Origin of the sequence: Chromatium okenii, from assembly GCF_016583745.1 — a bacterium.
Taxonomy (GTDB): Bacteria; Pseudomonadota; Gammaproteobacteria; order Chromatiales; family Chromatiaceae; genus Chromatium; species Chromatium okenii.
The window spans coordinates 17,062-32,762 of the sequence record NZ_NRRQ01000001.1; the positions used below are offsets into that span (position 1 = coordinate 17,062).

The window sequence follows — 15,701 nt, forward strand, 5'->3', positions numbered from 1 at the left end:
CAATTACAGATTCGGGGTAGAAGACATGGCAGGAGAATTCGGTAAGCCGGAGATCGTCGAAGAAGAAGTAGACATCCTTCTGATTGGCGGTGGCATGGGCGCATGTGGCGCAGCATACGAAATCGGCCCTTGGTTGGATGAAGCCAAGAAGCAAGGCATTGATCTGAAAGTCAAACTGGTAGACAAGGCGGCAATGGATCGCTCCGGCGCAGTGGCGCAGGGTCTGTCGGCGATCAACACCTATTTGGGCGAGCAAGACCCCGCTGATTATGCGCGGATGGTTTCTAACGACCTGATGGGCATCACCCGCGACGATTTGGCTTATGACCTCGGTCGCCATGTCGATGATTCGGTGCATCTGTTTGAAGAATGGGGTTTGCCGATTTGGAAGCAGCCCGGCGATGAAGGCAAGGCGTTGGTTGACGGCGGCAAGCCAGTTCGTTCCGGCAAGTGGCAGATTATGATCAACGGCGAGTCCTATAAATGGATCGTCGCTGAGGCCGCAAAAAAGGCGCTGGGCACCGACCGCATTCAAGAGCGCGTGTTCATCGTCAAGCTGGTGAATGATAAGAACGATAGCAACCGCATCGCGGGCGCAATTGGTTTCTCGGTGCGCGAGCACAAAGTGTTTGTTTACAAGTTCAAAGCCTGTCTGCTGGTCGCCGGCGGCTGCGTCAACATTTTCCGTCCGCGTTCCGTCGGTGAAGGCACCGGCCGCGCTTGGTATCCGGTCTGGAATGCTGGCTCGACCTACGCGATGGCGGCTGAAGCTGGCGCGGAATTGACGATGATGGAAAACCGTTTCGTGCCCGCCCGTTTCAAAGACGGTTATGGCCCGGTCGGCGCATGGTTCCTGTTGTTCAAAGCCAAGGCCGTCAACGCCTTTGGTGAGGTCTACATGGACACCAACAAGGAGCTGCTCAACGATTATCCGCCCTACGGTCAAGCGGCAGTGCCAGCCTCGTGCTTGCGCAACCATTTGATGATGAAAGAAATGCGCGAAGGTCGCGGCCCGATTTACATGGACACCGTGTCCGCGCTGGGCAAGTTGGCCGAGACGATGACGCCCAAGGAAATCAAGCACCTCGAAGCTGAGGCGTGGGAAGATTTTCTGGATATGTGTATCGGTCAAGCTGGCGTGTGGGCGGGTGAAAACATCGAACCGGAAAAGAAGAATTCCGAGCTGATGCCGACCGAACCCTACCTGCTCGGCTCACATTCCGGCTGCTGCGGCATCTGGGTCTCTGGCCCGACCGATGTGGGCGCACCGACTGCTGAAGAGCACGCCGACGCCGGCAAGATTCCCAGCCACCTGCCTTCCGGTTGGAACTGGGGTTATCGCTCGATGACCACCGTCAAAGGGTTGTTCACTGCCGCTGATGGCGTGGGCGCATCCGGTCACAAATTCTCCTCCGGTTCCCATGCCGAAGGGCGTTTGGCTGCCAAGGCGATGGTGCAATTCTGCATGGATAACAAGGATCACCAGCCAGAACTGGCTGATTCGGTTGCGGATTTGGTCGATGAGATTTATCGCCCCGTGCGCAATTTCCTTGAAAGCAAGGATTACACCACTGCAATCGACGTGAATCCGAATTACATCACGCCGAAGATGCTGCAATTCCGGCTGCAAAAGGTCATGGATGAATACGTCGCTGGCGTTTCAACCATGTACCAGACCAACGCCAAGATGATGGAAGTGGCGGAGATGAAGCTGGAGATGCTCAAGGAAGATGCGCTGAAAATGCGGGCAAAAGACCTGCATGAATTGCTCCGCGCTTGGGAGAATTATCATCGGATTCTCACCGCTGAGGCGCACATGAAGCACATTCAATTCCGTGAAGAGAGCCGTTACCCCGGTTTCTATTATCGGATGGATTACAACTTCGTGGATGAGACCAATTGGAAGTGCTTCGTCAATTCGATTTATGACAAGACTACCAAGACGTGGAACTGCTTTAAGCGGGCACATGTTGACATCGTGGATAAGTCCAAGCTGTTTAAGTAAACCCGACGCAGTGAAGCGTCCGCTGCTGTTTGTTTTCATTTAGCAACGGACGCTTGAAGTTATTAAAAAAGCTCAATTACGTTTTTAGTAATTGAGCTTTTTTATCGGCAGCAGCACTGAAATAGTCCCGCGTTAAACGGAATACGACTGGACTTAATAACAATAATGCGACCAAATTGGGGAGCGCCATCAGCGCATTCAGCGTATCGGCAACCAGCCAAATAAAATCGAGCTGCGCCATTGCCCCCACCGGAATCATCAGCACCCACACAATGCGAAAAGGCAGAATGATTTTCTCACCAAACAGATATTCTGCGCAGCGTTCACCATAAACGCTCCAGCCGAGAATAGTGGTGTAAGCAAATAGAATTAAACCAATGGCGACGACGTAGCCACCGAGACCGGGCAAAGCGTGTTCAAAAGCAGCCGTAGATAATGCCGCGCCGGTTAAACCCGATGTCCAAGTTCCAGATACGATAATCACTAATCCGGTAATGGTACAAATCACCAGCGTATCAATGAAGGTGCCAATCATGGCGACCGTGCCCTGCGCCACCGGATCATTTGATTGTGCAGCAGCGTGAGCAATTGGCGCACTGCCCAAACCAGCTTCATTAGAAAAGACACCGCGAGCGACACCGAATTGAATTGCGGCGGCAATACTTGCACCTGCAAAACCACCAGCAGCGGCAGTGGGCGAAAAGGCTTGTTGAATAATCAATTGCAATGCTGGCACAATTTGCTCGTATTGCAATGCTAAAATAATTAAGCCGCTGCACACATAAAACAATGCCATAAACGGCACTAAAGCGGCGGATACGGCACCAATGCGGCGAATACCGCCGAGCAATACCAAGCCAGCGAATACGGCCATGACGACGCCACTGATCCATAATGGAATGTTGAATGAACTCAACGCAGCATGAGCAACCGAATTGGCTTGCACAGTATTGCCAATACCAAATCCGGCTAAAACTCCAAAAATGGCAAAGGCGCTGGCCATCCACAACCATTTTTTGCCCAGCCCTAATTTAATATAATACATGGGGCCGCCGAGATGATTGCCATTGGCGTCAACTTCACGATAGTGCATTGCTAATACTGCTTCGGCGTATTTCGTTGCCATGCCCACTAATGCAGTACACCACATCCAAAAAATCGCGCCCGGGCCGCCAAGAAATACCGCAGTAGCAACGCCAGCGATATTGCCCGTGCCGACGGTTGCGGATAATACGGTCATTAAAGCGTGATACGGCGTGATGTCGCCTGCGCCTTGTTGTTGGCGTCCTTGCCACAACATCCGAAATCCTAATCCGAGTTTGAACAGCGGCATGAACCGCAAACCGAGCATTAAAAAAAAGCCGGTGCCGAGAATGAGCACCAACATTGGTGGCCCCCACACCCAGCCATTGACTAGCGTGACCCCCGCGGTGATGTGTTCCACAATTGATCTCCATACGTTGTTAATGATGAACTTGCGCAATCACTATACAAAAATGCTCGCATATTCGCTATTATTCTAGCGACACGACACGCGGGACGTTTATTCACTCTCAGGAACCACTCATGCAGTTATTGATTGATTTTTTGCCAGTCTTGTTATTTTTTGTGGTCTACAAATTTGCCGGCATCTATGTGGCAACTGGAGTCGCCATTGCTGTTTCAGCGTTGCAAGTCGGCTGGAATTGGTGGCGACACCATCGCGTTGAGCCGCTGCAATTGGCGACGCTCGGTTTAATTGCCGTATTCGGTGGCTTGACGTTGGCGCTGCATGATCCGATTTTTGTGATGTGGAAACCAACTTTGGTGAATTGGTTATTTGCTGCTGTATTCTTGGGTAGTCATTGGGTTGGCGAGCGCAATTTAATTGAGCGGATGATGGGGCATAATGTCATGTTGCCGCCGCTCATTTGGGCGCGTTTGAATTTCAGTTGGGCAGCATTTTTCGTTTTTCTGGGATTAGCTAATCTGTTTGTGGTATACGTTTGGAGCGGGTTTTTTACTGCGCAACAAGCGTTAATTGCGGAAAGCGGTCAAACCGCACTTGATCTCACCGCTTGCGCAACCACGTTTAGCGGTCATTTGTTGACGTTGTGTGAAGAAGCGCAGGCGCGAGAGGCGATCTGGGTCAATTTCAAGCTGTTCGGTATGATGGGGCTGACGTTGTTATTTGTGATCGTGCAGGCGTTTTATCTGGTGCGTCACGCGCAAGAGCCAGCATCTAAAGAGGCTGATTAAACAATGCTTTATGCGATAATGGCGGTGGATTATCCCGACAGTTTGTCGTTGCGCCAGCAGGCACGACCTGCGCATCTGGCGCGGTTGCAAGCGTTACAAACTGACGGGCGTTTGGTGCTTGCCGGACCGCATCCGGCGCTTGACAGCGCGGAGCCGGGAGCGGCGGGTTTTTCTGGGTCGCTGGTGGTGGCAGAATTCCCCGAGCTTGCCGCAGCGCAAGCGTGGGCAGATGCCGATCCATATCAAGCGGCAGGTGTTTATCAACAGGTCACGGTTAAACCATTCAAACAGGTTTTTCCACAATGAATAAAGATGTCCTTTATTCGTTTTTATCATTCACTGTGTTAATGGAATTGCTATGAAATTGTCACGTTTACCGCTGGTATTGTGTATTGCTTTGGCGGTTGGTAACGCTTGGGCGGAAGAGAAAAAAGAGAGCGATTCACCCGATACGCTGATTGCTACCGTGAATGGCACGCCGTATCAATTGGATGTGTTTCGCGTCTTTTATTTGTCGCGGGTACAACAGAATCAAGGCGAGAATACTCCCGCCATGCAGCAACAAGCCTTTGATGAATTCATGGGTTTAATTGTTGCCTCACAAGAAGGCGAACGGCGCAAGCTCGAAGCGGATCGCAATGTGATTGCGGCTCTGAAATTAGAGCGCATGAAGGTGTTGTCGAATGCAGCACTCGGCGCAATGGCACAGGAGATGAAAGTCACTGATGATGAACTCAAGGCTGCTTATGACAAGATCAAGGCGCAGGGCGGACGCACCGAATTTAAGGCGCGTCACATCTTGGTGAAGGATGAAGATGAGGCGAAAAAGCTGATTAAACAGCTTGATAAAGGCGCTGATTTCGCCGAGTTGGCGAAGAAACATTCCACCGGCCCCACCGGCAAGGATGGCGGCGATCTCGGCTGGTTTGATCCCAAACAGATGGTTCCAGCTTTCGCCACTGCAATTGCTGATATGAAGCCGGGTAGCTATTCCAAGACGCCGGTGCAGACGCAATTTGGTTGGCATGTCATCAACTTACAGGAGACGCGCAAGGCTGAACCCCCGCCATTTGATGATGCCAAACCGCAGTTGACGGCTTTGGTGCAACGTCAGAAGTTGTCAGAAAAGATCGTGGAGATGCGCAATAACGCCAAGATTGATCTGAATGAGGCGATTGTGAAAATCACCCCGAATAAAGACGCGCCTGCGGTGAAAAAAGACTGATTAGCGTCTTGTACTTTTCACTGCATTCCCCGCAATGCTTTTGCATAAAGCAGCGCGGGGATTTGCAGTGCGTTTGACCAGTAACTTATACAATTAAATGCTTTTGATTTGATCACGCAGAGCGGCTGGTATTCGGGTTAATACCCATTGCGCTGCGGTATGAAAATGCGGAATAAGTCCAGACTCCTGCCACCAGCGCGTATTGGGAACTGGTGTTAATGCCACCAAAAAAACCACCATTCCGATCATCACTAAGCCGCGCCCCATTCCGAATAATAGCCCCAAACCACGATCAATCCGCGTTAAGCCGGTTTTTTGAATCCACGCCGTGATCATCGCGCTGCCGAGCGTGCCGATGATTAAACCAATAAAAAAAAGTCCCGCAAAAGCAATGGCGATGCGCACCGCAGGCTGCGCTACTTGCGTGGTTAAAAAGTCGGCAATGTCACGATGCAGCCACCACGCCAACGCTAACGCCATGATCCAAGTGCTAAAAGACAGCACTTCGCGTGCGGCACCTCGTATCCACCCGATCAGGGCGGAAATCACCACAATGACAATCACAGCAGCATCAATCCACATCATTTTTTATTCACAACCTTTAACTTTTTAATTCTCAATTAACGCCGATGAATCAAAGTATCTAACTTTTGTTGTTGGCGTAATCGCGCCGCTAAACGTTCTGCCGCTGCCCGATTCTTTTGCGGACCAACCCGCACGCGATAATAGTATTTTCCGCGCACTTCCGCCTTTTCTACAAAAGCAGTAAAGCCAGCTTTTTTCAGCTTATTTTGCAAATTCGCTGCCGTTTCTGCATTACCCAAACTGGCTACTTGAATCACCCACGAAGACTTTTTCTCCGTCTCTTTTTCTTTGGGTTCTTTAGGCGCTTGCGTTGGTTTAGATTTAGGCGTTGGCGGTTTAACATTAGCAACAATTGGCTTCGGTTTTGGCTTCGCAGTCGAGCGCGTTGGCGCGGAATACGGCGCTGAAGATGCCGACATCGGTGCCACCGTTTCAGCGCGGGACGTGGTTTCGCGCCGTCCGGGTGGCGGCGCAATATCCATATCTGGAATTGTTGCGCCCACATCAAGATTCAAATCAGGATCATCCGCTACTGATGACGCCATTCGCGTGGGCGTTTCCGGCTCTGGCAGCGCCTCCGTATTTAATTCAGGTGTCGCTGTTTCCGTTGCCTCCGGTGTTGGTAAATCCGCAGCGGGTAAATCCGCAGTTAAACGGTCGTTTAATTCCGCATCTTCTAATAAACCATTCGCCAACGGCGGCACCGGCGGTGGTGCGCGTTCTTCAAATAACATCGGCACAAATACGGCGGCCAGCGCCACGAGTGCGACCAATCCAACTAAGCGTTTTTTTGCACTGTCATTCATCGTTATTGACTCCGCTTGTGAGAGCAGTTGCGAATCATTGCTCGGACGCTTAAACAGTTAAAAAACGGCGAGTAATCGTCGCCGTTTGCATTGTTTTTTAACCTGCATATTGTCAATTAACTACGCATGAGAATTGACGCCAACCACATGCCAATTGCGGTCATAGCAAGTGAGCCAGTTACATGCGCCGCAATTGCGCCCATGCCCCATAAATAATCGCCTCGCGCCAGCAGCGTGACCACTTCCGCTGAAAACGTGGAAAACGTGGTTAAACCGCCGAGAAAACCGGTGATGATGAATAAGCGGATTTCAGGCGCAAACCCGGCGTGGCGGCTAAACCACGCAAGCGCAAATCCAATCAATAATCCGCCGATGACATTCGCACTGAGGGTGCCGAGCGGCAGCGTTGGGAATAGCGGATTAAGACGACTGCCGAGCCACCAGCGCAATAGCGCCCCTAAACCTGCGCCGATAAAAATAGAGAGTGCTGATAACGCCGTCATTGCTTTTTTTAGTCGCTGCGGCTGGCTTTTTCTTCTAAACCAGATAAACCAAAACGCCGTTCTAATTCTGCCAGCACCTGCGCAGGTTGCAATTCCTGCTGCGCCAGTAAAACTAAAGTGTGAAACCACAAATCAGCAACTTCATAAATGATTTTATCGGCGTTGCCATCTTTTGCTGCCATTACCGTTTCCGTCGCTTCTTCGCCGATTTTTTTTAAGATCGCGTCTAAACCTTTGGCATACAGTTTGGCAACGTAAGAAGACGCCGGATCAGCGGTTTTGCGCAATTCCAATTGCGCTGCAAGTCGATCAAGAATGTCATTCATAACAACATGTCGGGTTAATTAGTGGGAATGAGATTGTGATAAATAGTGGCGGGGTTTTTGAGTACCGGCGCGGTTTCCACCCACGCGCCGTTCGCGTCGAGCTGGCGGAAAAAACAATGATGGCGACCGGTGTGGCAAGCAATCCCGCCAATTTGTTCCACCTCCAGCAAGATGACATCGGCGTCACAATCCAGCCGGATCGCCGCCACCAGTTGCTGATGACCGGACTCCTCGCCCTTGTGCCACAGGCGCTGGCGCGAGCGCGACCAGTACACCGCATGACCGCTCACCTGCGTCAATTGCAGCGCCTCCCGATTCATCCACGCCATCATCAACACCGTGCCGCTGCCGCGTTCCTGCGCAATCACCGGCACCAGCCCGTCAGCGTTCCACTGCACCGCGTCCAGCCAGTCATCCGTCATGGCGCGACCTGCGGCGGATGAAGTTGATCGGCGAGCCGCTGTCCTTCCGCAAAATCCAGCGTGCCTTCATAAATCGCCCGCCCGGTAATCGCTGCCGTGATGCCGCTGTCAGCGACCTCCGCCAACGCCCGTACATCATCAAGCGTCGTGATGCCACCGGAAGCGATGATCGGCACATTCACCGCTGCCGCCAGCGCCCGCGTCGCCTCCACATTCGGGCCATTCATCATCCCGTCGCGCCCGATGTCGGTGTACACAATTGCCGTCACGCCATCATCTTCAAACCGTTTCGCCAGCTCAATGACGTGATACGGCGTGATTTCCGCCCAGCCCTTGATCGCCACCTGACCCTCTTTCGCATCTAAACCAACCATGACGTGACCGGGAAAACTGCGGCAAGCGCGAGCAACAAACTCCGGCTCCTTCACCGCTTGCGTGCCGATGATGCAGTAGCGCACGCCCGCTTTGAGATACGCCTCAATCGTTTTTTCATACCGGATGCCGCCGCCGACCTGAATCGGCAAATGCGGATATGCCAGCGCGATGGCGTTAATTGCTGCGCCATTCATCGGTTCACCAGCAAAAGCGCCATTCAAATCAACCAGATGTAACCGTCGCGCCCCCTCGCTGACCCAGCGTCCGGCCATTTCGACGGGCTGGTCAGAAAAAATGGTCTCGTCATCCATGCGCCCTTGCCGCAGCCGCACACAACGCCCGTCTTTCAAATCAATCGCTGGGATCAGCAGCATGTCACTCGCCTCGCAGAGTGGTTAAAAAAACACCGCAAGTTGCGGCATCGTCACAGATGACCTTTGGTAGTCGGCAAGATGCCGCTCATGCGCGGATCGGGTGCGATGGCCATCCGCAGCGCCCGCCCGAAAGCCTTGAACATGGTTTCCGCCTGATGATGCGCATTGCTGCCGCGCAGATTGTCCACATGCAGCGTCATGCCCGCGTGATTGACCAAGCCTTGGAAAAACTCGCGGAACAATTCAACGTCAAAATTTCCGATCTTTTCGCGCTTAAAATCAACCTGATAGACCAAGCCGGGACGCCCGGATAAATCAATCACCACCCGCGACAGCGCCTCATCCAGCGGCACATAAGCGTGACCGTAGCGACAGATACCGCGCTTGTCACCGAGCGCAGCCGCCAGCCCCTGTCCCAGCGCGATGCCGATGTCTTCCACCGTGTGATGGGCGTCGATGTGGAGATCGCCGACGGCGCTGACGTTGAGATCAAGCAAGCCGTGGCGGACGACCTGATCGAGCATGTGATCGAGAAAAGGCACACCAGTTTGAAAGTGCGCCGCCCCAGTGCCGTCGAGCTTGAGGGCGATGCTGATTTGAGTTTCGAGGGTGCGGCGCGTGATGTGCGCACGGCGAGGAGCAGTTTCGATAGTCATTAGTGCAGTAGTCAACGAGATAAAATTGGTATTAAACCACAGCCGCTGTGACACCATGAATTGTTGGCGATGCAGTGAAAAACAGTATTCTGTTGGCTGGAGTTGTCAGTTGTCAGTCGAATACCAGCGCATTGAATGGCTGGCATCAAAACCTATTCAGCAGTGATAACGCTAAATGCAATAAGCGGCAAGCATATCAAGCCATGATGGTTATTATTGTGTAGTGACAAAACGCGCCGCTCCTAATAACGGCGTATGCGGTTGTAAAATAACGCGCACCGGCATTTTGTGCATCAATGAAGTCATGCGCCCTTTATCAAAAAATCCTTCTAAAAACGGCCCGCTGCGCAATGCCGCTAAATTCTTTAATGCAATGCCGCCGCCGAGATACACTCCGCCCAGCGCCATTTGTTTCAGCGCCACATTGCCAACCTCGCGCCCGTATAGCCGCAAAAACAAGCGCATCGTTTCCACGCACACCAGACAGCGTTCCTCAGCGGCAGCCTGCGCTACGGCGGCGGCGGTATCGCCACCAGCAGTGATCGTTTGTTGTAACCAAGGCGGCGTGGCAACGCCCTGATATAACAGCATAAATTCATAAAGATTGGCGATGCCCATTCCCGACACCACCCGCTCCCAGCTCACGCGCCCAAACCGCTGTTGCAGATAGGACAGCAAGGCAAATTCCACATCGTCGCTGGGTGCAAAGTCAGCATGACCGCCTTCGGTGGCAAAGGCGTGATGGCGCAGTCCGTCCCAAAATAGCCCCGCTTGTCCCAAACCAGTGCCGGCAGCGACGACGCAGGCATTGCCCACTGCTGGCAATTCGCCGGGATGAATGACTGCCAGATCGTGCGGCCAAAGTGCGCCCACTCCCCACGCCACCGCCTCCAAATCATTCAATAAATACACCCCGGAAAACCCAAAACTGGCTTCCATCGCATCGGCATCAATTAGCCATGGCAGATTGGTGATCACGCACTGGCGCTCTTGAATGGGACCTGCGACCGCGAACGCGGCAAAATGACAATTGACGCCAGTATCGCTTTGATAACGCTGCACAATTTGATCTAACGAAGCGAACGCCGTGCTCGGATAACTGCGTGGTTGCGTGAGCGTTACCGTTTCCCCGTCGGTTTGTGCGACGCCGAGCGCCGTTTTAGTCCCGCCAATATCACCAACTAACAAGCGCATAACACAATCTCCATTGATTTGACGGCAGCGCGTGAACTGGGGCGCTGACCCACGATAGTCAAAGCGCAATGGTCGAAGATGATAACAAGTTGCGCCCAGCGCGGTGCGAGCGCCGCCGTTAGTTTGACTCTTAACCGAGCCTCGGTAGACTCTATATGTTCTTTTCCCCCGTTCATTGCCCTTTTGAAGAGGTTCGCTGTGGTCGCCCCTGAATCAGAATTTCACCGCATCAAGCGGTTGCCGCCCTACGTTTTCAACATCGTCAACGAATTGAAAGCAGCGGCGCGAGCGCGGGGCGAGGACATCATCGACTTCGGCATGGGCAATCCCGATCAAGCCACGCCGCCGCATATTGTGGAGAAGTTGATTGAGACCGCGCAGCGCAAAGACACCCATCGTTATTCGATGTCACGCGGCATTCCGCGTCTGCGCCGCGCCATCTGCAATTGGTATCGGGATCGCTTTGATGTGCATCTTGATCCCGACAGCGAAGCCATCGTCACCGTCGGTTCCAAAGAAGGGCTGGCGCATCTGGCGCTGGCGACGATGGGCGCAGGCGACACGGTGCTGGTGCCCAATCCGGCATATCCGATTCACCCCTACGGCTTCATCATCGCAGGCGCAGATGTGCGGCATGTGCGCTTGACGCCCGAGGTGGATTTCTTTGAAGAGCTGCAAAAAGCGATTCAAGAATCGTGGCCGAAGCCGAAGATGCTGGTGCTCAATTTCCCCGGCAATCCGACCACGCAGTGCGTGGAATTGGAGTTTTTCCAAAAAGTCGTCGACATCGCCCGCGAGCACGGCATCTGGGTGGTTCACGACATCGCCTATGCCGACATCGTGTTTGATGGCTACGTCGCGCCGTCGATTCTGCAAATTCCCGGCGCAAAAGAGATCGCCGTTGAATTCTTTTCGATGTCAAAGAGTTACAACATGCCCGGCTGGCGCGTCGGCTTCATGTGCGGCAACAAAACGCTGGTCAGTGCGCTGGCGCGGATCAAGTCCTATCTGGATTACGGCACCTTCACGCCGATTCAGGTCGCAGCGATTGCTGCGCTTGAAGGCCCGCAAGAGTGCGTGCGCGAGATTGCGACGATGTATCAAAGTCGCCGCGACGTGCTGTGCTCCGGTCTCAGCGCCGCTGGTTGGGTGATTGAACCGCCGAAGGCGACGATGTTTGTGTGGGCACCGATTCCAGAGCCGTATCGAGAAATGGGTTCGCTGGAGTTTTCCAAAAAGCTGCTGCGCGATGCCAAGGTTGCCGTCTCGCCGGGCATCGGCTTTGGCGAATACGGCGACAGTCACGTCCGGTTCGGCTTGATTGAAAACGAACATCGCACCCGCCAAGCCGTGCGCGGCATCAAAGACATGTTCCGGCGCGATGCGCGGATGGGCGTTTAACCTGCCGCTGCCGCCCCACGAATCGAGCAATCAGCAAGTGAGAACAACATGGATGCAGTGAAAATTGGCTTATTGGGTTTGGGCACGGTCGGCGGCGGCACGGTCACGGTGTTGACGCGCAACGCCACTGAAATCGCCCGCCGCGCTGGACGTGGCATTGCCATCGCTCATGCCGCTGCCCGCGATTACAACCCTTCTGCAATCAACGGTTTAGACCAAATTGCGCGGATCGGTGATGACGCCTTTGCGGTGGTCAACGATCCCGAAGTGCAGATCGTGGTCGAATTGATCGGCGGTTATTCGCCCGCCCGCGAGCTGGTGTTGCAGGCCATCGCCAACGGCAAACACGTCGTTACGGCGAATAAGGCGCTGATTGCGCGGCACGGCAACGAGATTTTCGCCGCCGCGCAAGCTGCCGGAGTGATGGTTGGTTTTGAGGCCGCAGTTGCCGGTGGCATCCCAATTATCAAGGCATTACGCGAAGGGCTGGCGGCCAATCGCATCGAATGGATCGCCGGCATCATCAACGGCACCGGCAATTTCATCCTCACCGAAATGCGCGACAAAGGGCGCGATTTTGCCGACGTGTTGGCGGAAGCGCAGGCGCTCGGGTATGCCGAAGCGGATCCGACCTTTGATGTGGAAGGCATTGATGCTGCGCATAAATTGACCATTTTGGCGGCGCTGGCGTTCGGGATTCCGCTGCAATTTGAACGGTGCTTTACCGAAGGCATTTCTAAAATTGATGCGCTGGATGTCACCTACGCTGCCGAATTAGGCTATCGGATCAAGCATTTAGGGATTGCCCGTCGCGCCGCCGCTGGCATTGAGCTGCGGGTGCATCCGACCTTGATTCCGCACCGGCGTTTGATCGCCAACGTGGACGGCGTGATGAACGCCGTCTTGGTCAAGGGCGATGCAGTCGGCCCGACGCTGTATTACGGCGCGGGTGCTGGCGCTCAACCGACAGCATCGGCGGTGATTGCTGATGTCGTCGATGTGGTGCGGGCGCTGACCACCGATCCGAATAATCGGGTGCCGCATCTGGCATTTCAGCCCGATGCGCTGGCGGATACGCCGGTGCTGGCAATGGAAGCGGTTGAAACGGCTTATTATTTGCGGCTGTCGGCGCTTGACCAGCCGGGCGTGATGGCGCGGATTGCCAGCATTTTGGGCGAGGAAGGCATCAGCATTGAGGCGATCAAACAGAAAGAACCCAACGAAGGCGAAACCCACGTCCCGCTGGTGATGTTGACGCATCGGGTGCGTGAAGGCTTGATGAATCAAGCGATTGCGCGGATTGAGGCGCTGGAAGCGGTGGCGGGCGCAGTGACGCGGATTCGCGTAGAAACGCTGGCGGGATAGCGGCACAACATGACCATCAAAGATTGGCCAGCAGATGAGCGGCCCCGCGAGAAGTTGCTGGAGCGTGGCGCTGGCGCTTTGTCGGACGCGGAATTGCTGGCGATCTTTTTGCGCACCGGTATTCCGGGCAAAAGTGCGGTCGATCTGGCGCGAGAGTTATTGGACGAATTCGGCGGCATTGCCGGCTTGTTGGCAGCCAATCAGCGCCGGTTTTGTGAAGGCAAGGGGCTGGGAGCGGCGAAGTTTGCGCAATTGCAGGCGACGGTGGAACTCAGTCGGCGTTATTTGCTCACGCGCATCAGCACGCAAGACGTGATGAGCAATCCCGCAGCGACCCGCGAGTATCTCAAGATGCGGCTGTATGGCTCCCCGCACGAGATTTTTGCCTGCCTGTTTCTGGATAATCGCCACCGCGTGCTGCGTTATGAAGAGCTGTTTCGCGGCACGATTGACGCGACCAGCGTTCATCCGCGTGAAGTGTTGCGGCGCGTGTTGGAAACCAACGCCGCTGCCGTGATTTTTGCCCACAATCACCCGTCCGGCGTGACCGAACCCAGCCAAGCGGATGTAGACCTCACCACTGCCTTGCAAAAACTCTTGCAATACATTGATGTGCGCGTCCTCGATCACATCATTATTGGCGATGATGACGGCGTTTCCTTTGCCGAACGCGGGCTATTATTTGCCGCGTGAGTCATCATTTTGACGCGCATTGTGGCGATGATGCGCGTACAGTGCGAAGTCATTTTATTTCATTCTTTTTGAGAGCTTGCAGCAATGGATGACACCTTAAAACGGTTATTGGACGCGGAAATGCGCGCCGAAAAGCTCGCGCAACAGGCTGAACAAGAACAAGAGCGGTGTATTCAACAGGCAATGACGGATGCGAAAGCAGCCAATGACCAATTCACCACCCGTATTCCTGATTTGCAGCGTTCATTTATTGCTAAAGCAGAAGAACGCGCCGAGCAAACGATTGCCGAATTACGCCGCCGCTATGATGAACGCCACAATCAACTCCGCAATCAAGCCGAACAGCGCGAAACCGAAGCACTCGAAGCCGCATTTCAATTATTGATTGCTGCCGAGAATTAAGCATTTACCCGCCCTGTTTTGTCATTCGCAGCGAAGTCACCTTATGAGTCACGCCGCCACCCAGGCCTACTTAAACACCCGCATTTCGGTGATGGCTACCCGTTTATTTGCGCCGCAATCGCTTGATCGTTTAGCGCGAATGCTATTGCCCGAATTAGCAGAACAATTCGGTCTCACCGCCCTGCTGGATGAACAACCTGCACTCGCCACGCGCAGCCGCGTTGTTGAGCAAAGTTTATTGCATATCTTATTAGCAGAATTGCAAATTTTACTGCGCCCGATGAATGCCGCTGAACGCGCCCTCGTTTTAGCGTGGGGACAGAAATATGCCCTCTTCAATCTCAAAACGTTAATTCGCGGTAAATTATACGCGCTCGATCAAAAAGAACTCCGCGATCATTTATATGATTTGCCGCCCATCATTCGCTTGCCCCACCAAGAACTGTTCCGCGCTGAGAACGTATTGGAATTGTTGCGGCAATTAGAAAGCGGGCAATATCACCAAATTGCCCGGCAAGCGCGAGAAGTCTATGAAAAGCACCGCGAACCGTTTGCGCTAGAAGCAGCAATTGACCAACGCTATTACAGCACAATTGTGCGGCATATTATGAGTTCTGGCGATCACCATCTCAATAATTTGCGACAATTGATGGGTGCAGAATTAGATCGCGTGGCGCTGCTGTGGTTATTGCGTTTTCGCTTTACTTATCACATTTCGCCATCAGAAACGTATTATCAATTAGTGCCATCAACCGGCGTGCTCAACCGCGAGCAATTACTGAAACTAGCCAATCTTGATAGCTTTGAGCGGGTATTAGAGGCGCTACCTGCGCCATTAAATGCGTTATTAAATGGCTGTCACTCCCTCACTGAAGTGCAACAACAGCTGCATCATGCGACCCGCCAGGCGCAGCGCCAAATGTTAATCCGCAGTCAATCGGCGGTGGCACGCGCATTAGCGTATCTCATGCTCCGTGAAGCGGATTTACACGTGCTATTTGCAATCATACAAGGGCGCTTGCTGCAATTCCCGCAGTCAACTATCACGGCAGCATTAGAATTAAATGAACCCAATACGAATTGGGCAGAATTACGCGCCGCATGATGTCGATTTCAACCACTAACCGGCGT

18 protein-coding genes are annotated in these 15,701 nt (G+C 53.5%); 9 read left to right on the forward strand and 9 right to left on the reverse strand.

The annotated features are described in order from the left end of the window. Positions 1-25: 25 nt before the first annotated feature. Entirely contained in the window at positions 26-2,005 is a 1,980-nt protein-coding gene (gene aprA / locus CKO12_RS00055; protein WP_200152692.1) for an adenylyl-sulfate reductase subunit alpha, read from the forward strand. A 76-nt stretch (positions 2,006-2,081) separates the two neighbouring features. Here aprA and CKO12_RS00060 read toward each other — a convergent pair whose 3' ends face one another. Continuing rightward, on the reverse strand, positions 2,082-3,449 hold the full coding sequence (locus CKO12_RS00060; RefSeq protein WP_200152693.1) for an amino acid carrier protein: 1,368 nt from the start codon (positions 3,447-3,449) through the stop codon (positions 2,082-2,084). Positions 3,450-3,571: 122 nt separating this feature from the next. Here CKO12_RS00060 and CKO12_RS00065 point away from each other — a divergent pair, with 122 nt between their 5' ends. The 3 genes from CKO12_RS00065 to CKO12_RS00075 are packed head-to-tail and all read left to right on the forward strand — an operon-like array spanning position 3,572 to position 5,468. Beyond that, positions 3,572-4,243 carry an inner membrane-spanning protein YciB gene (locus tag CKO12_RS00065; RefSeq protein ID WP_200152694.1) on the forward strand — a complete coding sequence of 224 codons (672 nt, stop codon included), beginning with the start codon at positions 3,572-3,574 and terminating at the stop codon, positions 4,241-4,243. Positions 4,244-4,246: 3 nt separating this feature from the next. Next, positions 4,247-4,549 carry a YciI family protein gene (locus CKO12_RS00070; RefSeq protein ID WP_200152695.1) on the forward strand — a complete coding sequence of 101 codons (303 nt, stop codon included), beginning with the start codon at positions 4,247-4,249 and terminating at the stop codon, positions 4,547-4,549. A 52-nt stretch (positions 4,550-4,601) separates the two neighbouring features. Then, positions 4,602-5,468, forward strand: coding sequence for a peptidylprolyl isomerase (locus tag CKO12_RS00075; RefSeq protein WP_200152696.1), 867 nt, complete (start codon positions 4,602-4,604; stop codon positions 5,466-5,468). A 93-nt stretch (positions 5,469-5,561) separates the two neighbouring features. On the opposite strand, the gene CKO12_RS00080 is transcribed toward CKO12_RS00075, so the two are convergent. The 8 genes from CKO12_RS00080 to glk form a co-directional block, all read right to left on the reverse strand. Further along, on the reverse strand, positions 5,562-6,053 hold the full coding sequence (locus CKO12_RS00080; RefSeq protein ID WP_200152697.1) for a CvpA family protein: 492 nt from the start codon (positions 6,051-6,053) through the stop codon (positions 5,562-5,564). 35 nt (positions 6,054-6,088) lie between these two features. Continuing rightward, the gene (locus CKO12_RS00085) at positions 6,089-6,859 is read right to left on the reverse strand and encodes an SPOR domain-containing protein (protein WP_200152698.1); all 771 of its coding nucleotides are present in this window, start codon (positions 6,857-6,859) and stop codon (positions 6,089-6,091) included. A 116-nt stretch (positions 6,860-6,975) separates the two neighbouring features. Continuing rightward, a complete protein-coding gene (crcB, locus tag CKO12_RS00090; RefSeq protein WP_200152699.1) occupies positions 6,976-7,362 on the reverse strand; it encodes a fluoride efflux transporter CrcB in 387 nt (128 codons plus the stop codon). 8 nt (positions 7,363-7,370) lie between these two features. Next, on the reverse strand, positions 7,371-7,688 hold the full coding sequence (locus CKO12_RS00095; RefSeq protein WP_200152700.1) for a phosphoribosyl-ATP diphosphatase: 318 nt from the start codon (positions 7,686-7,688) through the stop codon (positions 7,371-7,373). 14 nt (positions 7,689-7,702) lie between these two features. Further along, positions 7,703-8,110, reverse strand: coding sequence for a phosphoribosyl-AMP cyclohydrolase (hisI, locus tag CKO12_RS00100; RefSeq protein ID WP_200152701.1), 408 nt, complete (start codon positions 8,108-8,110; stop codon positions 7,703-7,705). Continuing rightward, complete coding sequence (gene hisA / locus CKO12_RS00105; RefSeq protein ID WP_200152702.1) at positions 8,107-8,859, reverse strand: 1-(5-phosphoribosyl)-5-[(5-phosphoribosylamino)methylideneamino]imidazole-4-carboxamide isomerase; 753 nt, start codon at positions 8,857-8,859, stop codon at positions 8,107-8,109. The genes hisI and hisA overlap by 4 nt, the downstream gene beginning before the upstream one ends. 50 nt (positions 8,860-8,909) lie before the next feature. Beyond that, entirely contained in the window at positions 8,910-9,515 is a 606-nt protein-coding gene (gene hisB / locus CKO12_RS00110) for an imidazoleglycerol-phosphate dehydratase HisB (protein ID WP_200152703.1), read from the reverse strand. Positions 9,516-9,728: 213 nt separating this feature from the next. Beyond that, entirely contained in the window at positions 9,729-10,709 is a 981-nt protein-coding gene (gene glk / locus CKO12_RS00115; protein WP_200152704.1) for a glucokinase, read from the reverse strand. Between the two features lie 198 nt (positions 10,710-10,907). Between glk and alaC the strand changes: the two genes are divergently transcribed. The 5 genes from alaC (at position 10,908) to CKO12_RS00140 (ending at position 15,675) form a co-directional block, all read left to right on the forward strand. Continuing rightward, positions 10,908-12,110 carry an alanine transaminase gene (alaC, locus tag CKO12_RS00120; protein ID WP_200152705.1) on the forward strand — a complete coding sequence of 401 codons (1,203 nt, stop codon included), beginning with the start codon at positions 10,908-10,910 and terminating at the stop codon, positions 12,108-12,110. A 48-nt stretch (positions 12,111-12,158) separates the two neighbouring features. Continuing rightward, the gene (locus CKO12_RS00125; RefSeq protein ID WP_200152706.1) at positions 12,159-13,475 is read left to right on the forward strand and encodes a homoserine dehydrogenase; all 1,317 of its coding nucleotides are present in this window, start codon (positions 12,159-12,161) and stop codon (positions 13,473-13,475) included. A 9-nt stretch (positions 13,476-13,484) separates the two neighbouring features. Next, positions 13,485-14,168: a RadC family protein gene (radC, locus tag CKO12_RS00130; RefSeq protein WP_200152707.1), complete on the forward strand. Its 684-nt coding sequence runs from the start codon at positions 13,485-13,487 to the stop codon at positions 14,166-14,168. A gap of 84 nt (positions 14,169-14,252) precedes the next feature. Continuing rightward, positions 14,253-14,570, forward strand: coding sequence for an ATPase (locus tag CKO12_RS00135; RefSeq protein WP_200152708.1), 318 nt, complete (start codon positions 14,253-14,255; stop codon positions 14,568-14,570). Positions 14,571-14,613: 43 nt separating this feature from the next. Continuing rightward, on the forward strand, positions 14,614-15,675 hold the full coding sequence (locus CKO12_RS00140) for a V0D/AC39 family V-type ATPase subunit (RefSeq protein ID WP_200152709.1): 1,062 nt from the start codon (positions 14,614-14,616) through the stop codon (positions 15,673-15,675). The last annotated feature ends 26 nt before the right edge of the window (positions 15,676-15,701 follow it).

Bases quoted from the DNA above. Each gene is read 5' to 3' on its own strand.
- aprA (WP_200152692.1), top strand. From the start codon at position 26: ATGGCAGGAGAATTCGGTAAGCCGGAGATCGTCGAAGAAGAAGTAGAC.
- CKO12_RS00065 (WP_200152694.1), top strand. From the start codon at position 3,572: ATGCAGTTATTGATTGATTTTTTGCCAGTCTTGTTATTTTTTGTGGTC.
- CKO12_RS00070 (WP_200152695.1), top strand. From the start codon at position 4,247: ATGCTTTATGCGATAATGGCGGTGGATTATCCCGACAGTTTGTCGTTG.
- CKO12_RS00075 (WP_200152696.1), top strand. From the start codon at position 4,602: ATGAAATTGTCACGTTTACCGCTGGTATTGTGTATTGCTTTGGCGGTT.
- CKO12_RS00080 (WP_200152697.1), bottom strand. From the start codon at position 6,053: ATGATGTGGATTGATGCTGCTGTGATTGTCATTGTGGTGATTTCCGCC.
- CKO12_RS00085 (WP_200152698.1), bottom strand. From the start codon at position 6,859: ATGAATGACAGTGCAAAAAAACGCTTAGTTGGATTGGTCGCACTCGTG.
- crcB (WP_200152699.1), bottom strand. From the start codon at position 7,362: ATGACGGCGTTATCAGCACTCTCTATTTTTATCGGCGCAGGTTTAGGG.
- CKO12_RS00095 (WP_200152700.1), bottom strand. From the start codon at position 7,688: ATGAATGACATTCTTGATCGACTTGCAGCGCAATTGGAATTGCGCAAA.
- hisI (WP_200152701.1), bottom strand. From the start codon at position 8,110: ATGACGGATGACTGGCTGGACGCGGTGCAGTGGAACGCTGACGGGCTG.
- hisA (WP_200152702.1), bottom strand. From the start codon at position 8,859: ATGCTGCTGATCCCAGCGATTGATTTGAAAGACGGGCGTTGTGTGCGG.
- hisB (WP_200152703.1), bottom strand. From the start codon at position 9,515: ATGACTATCGAAACTGCTCCTCGCCGTGCGCACATCACGCGCCGCACC.
- glk (WP_200152704.1), bottom strand. From the start codon at position 10,709: ATGCGCTTGTTAGTTGGTGATATTGGCGGGACTAAAACGGCGCTCGGC.
- CKO12_RS00125 (WP_200152706.1), top strand. From the start codon at position 12,159: ATGGATGCAGTGAAAATTGGCTTATTGGGTTTGGGCACGGTCGGCGGC.
- radC (WP_200152707.1), top strand. From the start codon at position 13,485: ATGACCATCAAAGATTGGCCAGCAGATGAGCGGCCCCGCGAGAAGTTG.
- CKO12_RS00135 (WP_200152708.1), top strand. From the start codon at position 14,253: ATGGATGACACCTTAAAACGGTTATTGGACGCGGAAATGCGCGCCGAA.
- CKO12_RS00140 (WP_200152709.1), top strand. From the start codon at position 14,614: ATGAGTCACGCCGCCACCCAGGCCTACTTAAACACCCGCATTTCGGTG.